The sequence below is a fragment of the Candidatus Binatus sp. genome, from assembly GCF_036567905.1.
GTDB lineage: Bacteria > Desulfobacterota > Binatia > Binatales > Binataceae > Binatus.
This window is the reverse complement of sequence record NZ_DATCTO010000038.1, coordinates 64142-73427: the sequence shown is the minus strand read 5'-3', so window position 1 is coordinate 73427 and position 9286 is coordinate 64142. Positions and strand designations below refer to the sequence as shown.

Here is a 9286-nt window from a genome sequence, read left to right as displayed (position 1 = left end):
TTAATACTGGCCCGTCGTGCCAACGACCGCCCGCCAACGGGCAGGGCTGAGCTGCACCCGGTATTAATGCCGGGCTCCGTTGTCGCGCGCGGTCTCTTCTATAGTGTGGTCGCGAAAAGATGCGCTGCGCAGATCTTCACGTCTTCTCACTGGGTGCAGGGGTCAGCCCCTGCCGCCCGCCGCGCAGGCGATTCTTCCTTCGTTCGCGGATGAACTAATTCAGCCTGACCCCGGCCGGATGTGGCGTGCTATGCGTACGCTATGGTCAACCGCCAGGATAGCCCGTACTCGCCCGGCTCGCCGAAATCGGGTGACCTCCGCTCTCGGCTGAAATTATTTTTGACGGAACAAAGCTAGCCATAGAGCGGAGCCGTCCCAAAACCACTACCAATGGTAGAAATTGCTCTTTCCAGCTCTATTCGATCAACCGAAAAATCAGAATCGCGCCCAGCTCTTCAGGTTGGCAAACTGACCTACTACCGATTCGCTGCCCCATGCGTCGCTGCGGACTCACGCGACCGAGCGGATTACGCGGTAGAGCGGTTCGAGCTCGCCGAACGCGTCGAGCACTTCGGCGCGATCGACTTTCAGCGCGTCGCGCACGCTCCATCCGAAGCCGACGTCGATGCTGCCGGTTTTTTTTGCGAGCGCATCTCCGAGTCCGTCGAAGAAGTCCGGCCCCGCCGCGCTCGATTCCGGCAATATCCGGCAGTCCCAGTTTGTGTACTGCTGGATCCTGGCGCCGCGAAAAGATTTTCCCAGCTCAGCCGACTTCGACTTGACGAGCCGCGCCATCTCGGGGCGCTTGTCCGCGTCGGATTTTACGACCGCGCGCGCGTGGATGCCCGCGCCGGAGATGCATAGCGCCAGATATCCGTAGCGCTTGTATCCCCTCGGCGACGGCCCGAACGCCGCCCATGTCTCATCCGGAGGATTCACCGTGCGCCGCATATGCTTGGCGACGTGCGCGAAGAACTCCATGTGCAGTTTTCGCGACAGTTCTGGCGCCAGTTCGATCCCCAGCCGAACGAGCCGGGGCCTGATGCGCTCGTAGATCTTCGCCATGCGAGCGCTGAAACCCTCGATCGCGAATACCTCAAAATCGCCGCGCGAAAAACCCAACGTCGCCATCGGTCCGACCTCACTTCGCGACTCGGCCGCGCCCGATCGCCTTGTGCCCCGCGATACTCTGCTCCCAGTTGCGTCCGTCGAAATGTTCGTACTCGAGCCGGCTCAAGTCCACCCCCTCGAGGCATCGCGCATTGACGTCGATGCGGTCGGGATCGGAGCGCGGAATATAGAACGATGCGACGCCGCAATTCGGGCAGAAGAGATGCTTTGCGACTTTCGTGTTGAAGGTGTAGGCCGCGATGTTATCGGGCGGTGTAATGAGCCGGAACGCGGCCCGCTCAACGATCCAGTGGAGGTAGCCCTTCTTCGTGCAAATCGAGCAGTTGCATTCCGAGACGCGCTCGAGCTTGCCACTGACTTCGAAGCGGATGCGTCCACAATGGCATCCGCCTCGATAGGTTCGTTGGTTGGGGTTTTTTCTCATGAGCGCTCTTTTAACGCAGCCCTTGCGGCGAGGAAACCGGGCTGGCGTACGAAATTGAGTTGTCTCCTACACGATTTGGAACGCATAAATTTGCCGGCTTACAATTTCGCATCATCGAAAAACCACTGATTCCTGAGGTAAAAGCCCGCCGGCGCCGTGGCATGCAAATCGCTTCTGCTGCAATGCGCGGTACGTATTGAAACCAGACACGACCAGGGTCGTACTAATTTAAGCGGGCGGAGGTCCATGAAGATGAAACGAGGAATCACGATATTATCGGCAGCGGCACTGGCATTTGCGATCGCGGGTCCTGTGATGGCGCAGGGTCCCATGATGGGCGGAGGAGCAGCAAACGCGGACTACGCATTTTTCGATTCGCATCCTAACCTCGCGCACGCTCTCGCGAAAGATCCGACACTGATCGACAATCAGCAGTTCGTCGACAGTCATCCGGCCCTCCACGAGTATCTGAAGACTCATCCGTACGTGCGCCACGAATTCAAATCGCACCCGTACAAGTTCATGCATCGCGCGGAGAAGGTCCGATAGCATCACTATTAGAACTGTCGCGACCAGTTGATCCCCCAGTAGCGCAGGAGGCCGGCCATCCGGTCTCCTGCTTTTTTTGGTGTTGCGTTCGTGGTCCGCGGCCGCCACGACTTTGCCCGTGACGACCGCGCGACGGGCGTGCTAGAATCGCGCGATGGCCGCGATATCCGAGTCACTCTCCGGTCCGCGCTTCGATGCGGCGCTGGCGCGCCATGGAATTCGCGCGCTCAGCCGTAAATCGCCCGCGACCATCCAGGTAAATGTCGGCAAGCTGTGCAACCAGGCGTGCCATCACTGTCATGTCGATGCGGGCCCGCGGCGGACCGAACAGATTACGCGTGCGACGGCCGAGCGAGTGATCGAAGTGCTCGCGGCGAGTCCGCGAGTCGGAACCCTGGACATCACCGGCGGCGCGCCGGAACTGAACCCGAACTTTGCGATGCTGGTGCAGCGGGCGCGTGCGCTTGGCCGCAAGGTGATCGTTCGATGCAATCTGACGGTGACGATGGAACCCGGGATGGAATGGCTGGTGGAGTTCTACCGGCGACAGGGTGTCGAATTGGTTTGTTCCCTCCCATGCTACACCGCCGAGAACACCGATCGTCAGCGGGGCGCGGGGGTGTTCGACAAGAGCATCGCGGCATTGAAGCAACTCAACGCGGTCGGGTTCGGGAGCGGTGAGCTGCGGCTGGATCTCGTGTACAACCCGGTTGGAGCGTCGCTCCCGCCGCCGCAGGCCGGGCTTGAACAGCAATACCGGGACGAACTCGCGCGCAATTTCGGGATCGTTTTCGATTCCCTGCTGACAATTACGAACATGCCGATCGCCCGCTTCGCCAACCAGTTGAAAACTACCGGCGGTCACTCAGCGTACATGAGCTTGCTGGTGAATCACTTCAACCCCGCGACCGTGGATGCCCTGATGTGCCGCAGCCTGGTGAGCGTCGGATGGGACGGGCGGCTCTACGACTGCGATTTTAATCAGATGCTGGAAATTCCGCTCGGTGACGGTGCGGCGTCGACGATCTGGGACATCGAAGATGCTGGCGAACTTGCCGGCGCGCGCATCGCGACCGGGTCGCATTGTTTCGGATGCACCGCGGGCGCGGGATCGAGCTGCGGCGGCGCGATCGCCTGAGCCGGCGGCCACCTGTTGGTTGTTCATGGCGGTGAAAATCGAAGGCACCTGCGATCCTAAATTCAATCGTGTGAAGGACGTGTTCGCCGAGAATTTCGGAAAGCGAAACGAGTTAACGCTCCTGCCCGGCAGGCTGACGGTGCAAGCTGATGGAGATCAAAACGAACGTTAACCTAGTCGTGGCCGCGGCCGGTTTGTGGATCGCGCTGATCGGTGCGGCTTGCGCTGCAAGCAACTCCGTTCCCGGATGGGATCCGAACGCGCTGCGCGACCAGAGCACGCTCCAGATCATGACGATCGGGCCCGAGGAGGGCGAGCACTGGTCGAGGCTGTGGCTGGTCGTTATCGACGGGCAGCTATATGTCCGGCTGGGCGATCGATCGTTCGGCAGAGTTCAGAAAAACACGACGAGTCCCTACGTGAAGGTGAAGATTGGCGACAATGAGTTCGACAAGGTCCGATTAGAGCCGGCGCCTGACATGACAGACAAGGTCGCAGCCGCGATGGCCGACAAGTACTTCATGGACATTCTGATTCGGCACGAGGCGCATCCGATGACGGCGCGCCTGGTTGCGGAGCCGGCGCCGTCGCCAACGCCGGTGCGCGCGGGGGAAAGGTAAATCACTTTAGATTATCGGGCGGCAGATAAAGCGATGCCGCCCGTCTGACTTCGGCGAGCGGCCGCTTTGTCCCCTTTTTGTAAAGTTCAGACTCCCGCCGACTTGTAGAGCGCGCAGCGCAGCTTGAAGAAGTGAGCCATCGAAGTGAGGTATCGGACGCGCCACGCCGCCGCCATCTTGCCCTTGGCGAGATCGAGGCCGTAACGCGATCCGATCAGCTCGTAGGCGGACTTTATCCGGTTGAATAGATCGTCCGAGAAGCCCGGCCTCAGTTGCGAAAGGCCACCGATCTTTTTGATCAATTCCGGGCTGTAGGCCGCCAGCGCGACCAGACTGTCGGCAAACAGTTCATCCTCTTCGAGCAGATGATTGGCGAACGCGCCTTCCATGAATGCCGTGTGGGCGGCCTTTTCTCCCACGAACGAGCCATAGATGTAGTGGCCGAGTTCATGGCCGAGTGTCGCAGCGACCGCGCCGGGATGATGCGCGGTGTTGACGAAGATCACGAACTTGCTTTTGTTGCCAAGCTTGGCACGGCAGTAAAATCCGCGCAGCGCGAGCCCGGCGCCGGTGCGATAAGGTTTTGCCCGCAGTTCGACTTCGCGCGGGCCGAACAATTTGCTCAGGTAACCGAGCAATTGCGGGCTGCCGAGATCCGCCAGGCCGGCGTATGCCGAGGTGTGTCGCTTGATGTCATTGTCGATTATTTTCGCCAATTCCTTGAGCAGAGGCTTGGATGGAAGCGCGGGCACATCCACATAGTCGGCGGATAGAATCTTTTTCAGGTCAGAAAGCTGATTGAGGACCCGGGTCCCGAGCGAGTCGAACGGGACCTTGATCTCGGCGAGCAGCCTGGAAACGAGATGGTCAACTTCACGAGTTTCCAGCGCCGCAAGTTCTCGCGACGGCATTCGTTTAGCCGAGGCAGACGATGAGGTCAGGGCTGCGCTCATAAGACGACCACGAAGTCGAAATGCAACTCTAGCTGGCGTGACAGGGAGTTTATTCTAAGTGGCTCACTTTGCTTTTCAAAACCCGTTTATATTGGGATTGAGACAGCAAATCATATGCCAGACTACCTATAGATAGCGCAACCGGATGCCGTACCAATAATAGTGTGGAGGTGCACACTTGCAACTTTGCAAGTGCGCTTTTGAGTCAACTTCCCGACGCCGCGACCAATCGGATGTGTCCGAAAGGCCCGGCTGACCGCACCGTGGCTGGCCGCGCCGCCGCCGACACGCGTCGGCGGCGATGCGGGAGGCGGACTTCGACGGCGCCGTGGTCCAATCCGGCGCCAACGAAGTCAGGTGACTCTCACGCATCGTCGCGCCCGCGGAGTTTTACTGACTCGCCCGCTGCGCGAAATTGTTGTACCCGACGCTGTCGTGGGCGGTATTGTTTAACATTTGTTTACGGTTAGTCAAGCCTTTCATTGTGGACTTAGAGCGGCCTTGATGCTGTGTGGCGCGCCCAGGCCCGTCGAGCCGTTCCGAAATACCGCAACGGTTGCCATCATCGGTACGGCTTGCCATTAGTGTCATCTTCAAAATGCCGAAAACAAAATTTGAAACTCTGCCCGGCGTGCCTTATCCGCTTGGCGCGACCTGTGACGGTGCGGGTGTGAACTTTTCGATATTTTCCGAGCACGCGACCGGCGCGATGCTGTGCCTGTTCGGCGGCGGCGCTGTTGCTGGAAACGCCGAGATCGCGCGAATCCCGCTGGTCGAGCGCACCGAACACATCTGGCACGCCTATGTTCGCGGCGCTCGGGCCGGTCAGCGTTATGGCTATCGCGTCAGCGGTCCCTACGATCCCCCCGCGGGACATCGCTTCAACTCCGCCAAGCTCCTGCTCGATCCGTATGCGCGGGCGCTCGATCGCACCCCTCGATGGCACGATTCGATGGTCGGCTATCGCTCGACCGCCGTTGACGCTGCGCCCCCTCTGGATCTGCGCAACAGCGCGCCCGCGATGCCCAAGTGCGTGGTAGTCGATTCGGCGTATGACTGGGATGGAGATCGCAGGCCCGCAATTCCGTGGGAGGATCTCGTCATCTACGAGGCGCACGTGAAGGGGATGACCGCGCTGCATCCCGAAGTGCCGCGCCGGATTCGAGGCAAATTTGCGGCGCTCGCGTCGCCGGCCGTCATCCGGCACCTGACCTCGCTCGGCGTGAACGCGGTTGAATTGATGCCGGTGCATCAGACCGCCCCCGAACACCGCTTGTTCAAAACCGGACTAACTAACTATTGGGGATATAATTCGATTGGCTATTTTGCGCCCGACATCCGCTTCGCCGCCGGCGCTGCGGCCGGCAGCTGCGTCACGGAATTCAAGGCGATGGTGAAGGCATTGCACCGCGCGGGAATCGAGGTGATCCTCGACGTCGTTTACAACCATTCGGGCGAGGGCGATGAGCGCGGGCCCACGATTTGTTTTCGCGGAATCGACAATGCGACTTACTATCGGCTGCGCAGCGATGGCAGCGGCCGATGCGAGGATTACACCGGCACCGGGAACTCACTCGACCTGACACACTCGCGGGTTCTCCAAATGGTAATGGACAGCCTGCGCTACTGGATACTCGAGATGCACGTGGACGGATTCCGCTTCGACCTTGCGACCACACTTGCGCGCGGAGCGCGCGGCGAATTCGCGGCCAGCCCGTTTTTTGCGGCGATTGCGCAGGACCCGGTGGTCTCGGCGGCCAGGTTGATCGCGGAGCCGTGGGACGTCGGCGATGGCGGCTACCGGGTCGCCGGTTTTCCGGTCAACTGGAAGGAATGGAACGCCAAATACCGCGACAGCGTGCGCGATTTCTGGCGCGGCGCCGGCTATTCGATGGGCGAGTTTGCATCGCGGGTCACCGGCAGTTCGGATCTGTACCGCGCCGGCGGCCGCGCGCCGCTGGCCAGCATCAACTTTGTCACCGCGCACGACGGCTTCACGCTCGCCGACCTCGTTTCGTACGATGATAAGCACAACGAGGCGAATGGCGAGGATAACCGCGACGGCGACAGTCAGAATCGATCGTGGAATTGCGGCGTCGAAGGACCGAGCGAGGATCCCGCAATTCGCGCGCTTCGCGAGCAGCAAAAGCGCAACTTCCTTGCGACCCTGTTGCTGTCGCAGGGCGTACCGATGATGCTGGCCGGTGACGAACTCGGCCGCACCCAGCGCGGCAACAATAACGCCTACTGCCAGGACAATCCGATTTCATGGATCGATTGGGATAGCGCCGACGCGACGCTGATCGATTTCACCCGGCGGCTGATCCAGCTTCGCCGCGAGCATCCGATCTTCCGGCGCCGGGGATGGTTCACCGGCGCCCCTGCGAAGGGCGGGCGGCCGAAAGATCTCGAATGGTTCCGGCCCGACGGCGCCGAGATGACCTCCGGTGACTGGGGTGTCGGATACGCGAAAACGCTCGGCGCGTTCATGAACGGAAAAGCGGTAACTGAACGCGATCGCGCCGGCGCCCGAATTGCTGATGACAGCTTCTTTGTGATGTTCAACTCATATCGCGAGCCCATGGAATTCAAGCTGCCGCCGAAAAAATGGGGGCGCGAGTGGACGCTCATCCTCGACACCGCGGATGCGACGGCGCCGCAGCGCCTGCGATCATACTCATTCGAGGAGCGGGTTCACCTCTCGGGACACGCGATGGCCGTGTTGCGGCGCGTAGCGTGAATCGCGACTTCGCGGTGTCTGGCCGCGGGCTACGAGACGTCCATGCCCTGGGCGTGGAAGACTCGCGCCATGTCGACCGCCGGATGAACTTCGAACGAGACGTCGCGCCAGTACTCGATCATCGCGCGGATGTCGTCGTGATTGGACGACTCGAACACCATTACGTCCGGAGTATTGCTGCTCAGCACTCCGTAAAAGCCGATGGTCTTCAACCCGGGCGGCTTTGCGCCCTCGTTCCATCATTTGCGCGATTTTGCGATGATGTCGACATCGGTCGCGGATCCCGGCCTGCTCTTGATGAATGCGATGTAGAGCATCGCTCATGCCTCCTTCTCTCGACGGTCGCTGCCAGTAATCCTTATAGCACCGCTCGTTTCTTGAGTCGCGGGAACATCGCGGCCGTGAGCAGATCCATACTACGGGCAGAATCGCCGGCTGACGCATCGCGAGCGCGATTCGTTTGCCGTTCATCCCGCAAGTATGGGCAAAGCCCTGGCAGCGAGACTACAAAGACGCGCGGCCGCGGCGTTACCTGGAGAACTCAAGATCGGTTTGAGTCAAGGCCGCAAATCCATGACACCAGGCGACCCAACCATTGGACGCGGCGGTTAAGGCGCTTCGGCGGGTGGTGATGAAGGGCGCTTCTCTTTCACCCACTGCACTAACCGCTGCCTCAATTCCTTCTCGATAGCCACGCTGAACGTATGACGGGTAGAGGTGCGAACCTGCATTCTCAGGAAACGCGCCGTCAATATTCTAGGCCGAGGTAGGCACCGTCGCGCGAACTCGCCGGGGTCGTTCGTAGCCGCAAACGCTTCAAGAGACACCGTGAAGTCTGCCTCATCTCCATCGCCAAGCTTCGCGGGAATCTGTGCGGAAAGCGGGGCCTCGCCTGGTATCTGATATAGGTACTGTCGTCGTATCAACCAGTTTTTCCAGAATAGTCCAGTTACATTGGCTGTCCTTCTTCCGACATTCGTAACCGCTATCACGATAAAATCCGGCGCGTTCTTGACAACGTGCTTCCCTGTTCCGATGAAGATCTTTCGAATCCCCACGTTCACGTGCAGTCGAATACGTGAATCGCGCCGAGAGAGATAGAGGGAAACAATGACGGCTAGCAGCGTACCGACCGCAGAGAGCCATCCCGCAAAGGTGTTTATGAACGTCCAATCGGGTTTTGTCGGCATCTGAACCTAAAGGGGCGTCGCGTTGAGGCTCAATGTCGCCATTCCTCCCTGCGCGTCGCGGCTTTGCGACTCTAGTGGCATGTGGTATTCCCGTAAGGATCAGAATAACAGTGAAACTGTTGCCCCCCAATCGACCCGCTGGTGTTCCCATATGGGTCGCTGTACGAATGATAGGGTTGCCCACCAAAACTGCCTGAAGTGTTCCCGTAAGGGTCGCTATATGAGTGAAACTGCTGAGAGCCTATACTACCGCTAGCGTTGCCGTAGGGGTCGGAGTAGCTGTGGTAGGGGCTGCCGCCGAGGGTGCCGCTCGAATTACCATAAGGGTCAGAGTACACGTGTCCGCTTTCCCCGTCGCAATTCATCGAGGTGTTGCCATACGGGTCGGTATAACTGCGACACCCAGCGTGAACGCAAGGAGCGACAAGCACGAGAGCTAGGATGACAACGCAGGCAGGAAGCGACATCTTTTCTGGTATTCGCATAATTGAACACCGTGAGGCACTCGCACAGGGTGTTGCCAAGCCTTTTCTTGGATCGC

General features: G+C 59.8%; 9 protein-coding genes and 1 pseudogene. 5 read left to right on the top strand and 5 right to left on the bottom strand.

Features of this window, described 5'->3' with window-relative positions:
* Positions 1–510: 510 nt before the first annotated feature.
* Both VIO10_RS06210 and VIO10_RS06205 read right to left on the bottom strand, forming a co-directional pair.
* A complete protein-coding gene (locus tag VIO10_RS06210; protein WP_331960978.1) occupies positions 511–1131 on the bottom strand; it encodes a DUF1054 family protein in 621 nt (206 codons plus the stop codon).
* Positions 1132–1141: 10 nt separating this feature from the next.
* Complete coding sequence (locus tag VIO10_RS06205; protein WP_331960975.1) at positions 1142–1555, bottom strand: GFA family protein; 414 nt, start codon at positions 1553–1555, stop codon at positions 1142–1144.
* Positions 1556–1807: 252 nt separating this feature from the next.
* Between VIO10_RS06205 and VIO10_RS06200 the strand changes: the two genes are divergently transcribed.
* The 4 genes from VIO10_RS06200 (at position 1808) to VIO10_RS06185 (ending at position 3862) form a co-directional block, all read left to right on the top strand.
* Complete coding sequence (locus VIO10_RS06200; protein WP_331960972.1) at positions 1808–2104, top strand: hypothetical protein; 297 nt, start codon at positions 1808–1810, stop codon at positions 2102–2104.
* 154 nt (positions 2105–2258) lie between these two features.
* Entirely contained in the window at positions 2259–3242 is a 984-nt protein-coding gene (gene arsS / locus VIO10_RS06195) for an arsenosugar biosynthesis radical SAM (seleno)protein ArsS (RefSeq protein ID WP_331960969.1), read from the top strand.
* Between the two features lie 25 nt (positions 3243–3267).
* Positions 3268–3414: a hypothetical protein gene (locus VIO10_RS06190; RefSeq protein ID WP_331960966.1), complete on the top strand. Its 147-nt coding sequence runs from the start codon at positions 3268–3270 to the stop codon at positions 3412–3414.
* On the top strand, positions 3392–3862 hold the full coding sequence (locus VIO10_RS06185) for a hypothetical protein (RefSeq protein ID WP_331960963.1): 471 nt from the start codon (positions 3392–3394) through the stop codon (positions 3860–3862). Before VIO10_RS06190 ends, VIO10_RS06185 begins: the two co-directional genes overlap by 23 nt.
* A gap of 86 nt (positions 3863–3948) precedes the next feature.
* Here the strand turns inward: VIO10_RS06185 and VIO10_RS06180 are convergent, their stop codons facing one another.
* Complete coding sequence (locus tag VIO10_RS06180; protein ID WP_331960960.1) at positions 3949–4773, bottom strand: hypothetical protein; 825 nt, start codon at positions 4771–4773, stop codon at positions 3949–3951.
* A gap of 640 nt (positions 4774–5413) precedes the next feature.
* Here VIO10_RS06180 and glgX point away from each other — a divergent pair.
* Positions 5414–7555, top strand: coding sequence for a glycogen debranching protein GlgX (gene glgX / locus VIO10_RS06175; RefSeq protein ID WP_331960957.1), 2142 nt, complete (start codon positions 5414–5416; stop codon positions 7553–7555).
* Positions 7556–7584: 29 nt separating this feature from the next.
* Here glgX and VIO10_RS06170 read toward each other — a convergent pair.
* Positions 7585–7770: pseudogene (locus VIO10_RS06170) on the bottom strand (DUF3303 family protein); the annotation flags it as partial.
* A gap of 393 nt (positions 7771–8163) precedes the next feature.
* A complete protein-coding gene (locus VIO10_RS06165; RefSeq protein ID WP_331960954.1) occupies positions 8164–8745 on the bottom strand; it encodes a hypothetical protein in 582 nt (193 codons plus the stop codon).
* Between the last annotated feature and the right edge of the window lie 541 nt (positions 8746–9286).

Bases quoted from the DNA above. Each gene is read 5' to 3' on its own strand.
- VIO10_RS06210 (WP_331960978.1), bottom strand. From the start codon at position 1,131: ATGGCGACGTTGGGTTTTTCGCGCGGCGATTTTGAGGTATTCGCGATC.
- VIO10_RS06205 (WP_331960975.1), bottom strand. From the start codon at position 1,555: ATGAGAAAAAACCCCAACCAACGAACCTATCGAGGCGGATGCCATTGT.
- VIO10_RS06200 (WP_331960972.1), top strand. From the start codon at position 1,808: ATGAAACGAGGAATCACGATATTATCGGCAGCGGCACTGGCATTTGCG.
- arsS (WP_331960969.1), top strand. From the start codon at position 2,259: ATGGCCGCGATATCCGAGTCACTCTCCGGTCCGCGCTTCGATGCGGCG.
- VIO10_RS06190 (WP_331960966.1), top strand. From the start codon at position 3,268: ATGGCGGTGAAAATCGAAGGCACCTGCGATCCTAAATTCAATCGTGTG.
- VIO10_RS06185 (WP_331960963.1), top strand. From the start codon at position 3,392: ATGGAGATCAAAACGAACGTTAACCTAGTCGTGGCCGCGGCCGGTTTG.
- VIO10_RS06180 (WP_331960960.1), bottom strand. From the start codon at position 4,773: ATGCCGTCGCGAGAACTTGCGGCGCTGGAAACTCGTGAAGTTGACCAT.
- glgX (WP_331960957.1), top strand. From the start codon at position 5,414: ATGCCGAAAACAAAATTTGAAACTCTGCCCGGCGTGCCTTATCCGCTT.
- VIO10_RS06165 (WP_331960954.1), bottom strand. From the start codon at position 8,745: ATGCCGACAAAACCCGATTGGACGTTCATAAACACCTTTGCGGGATGG.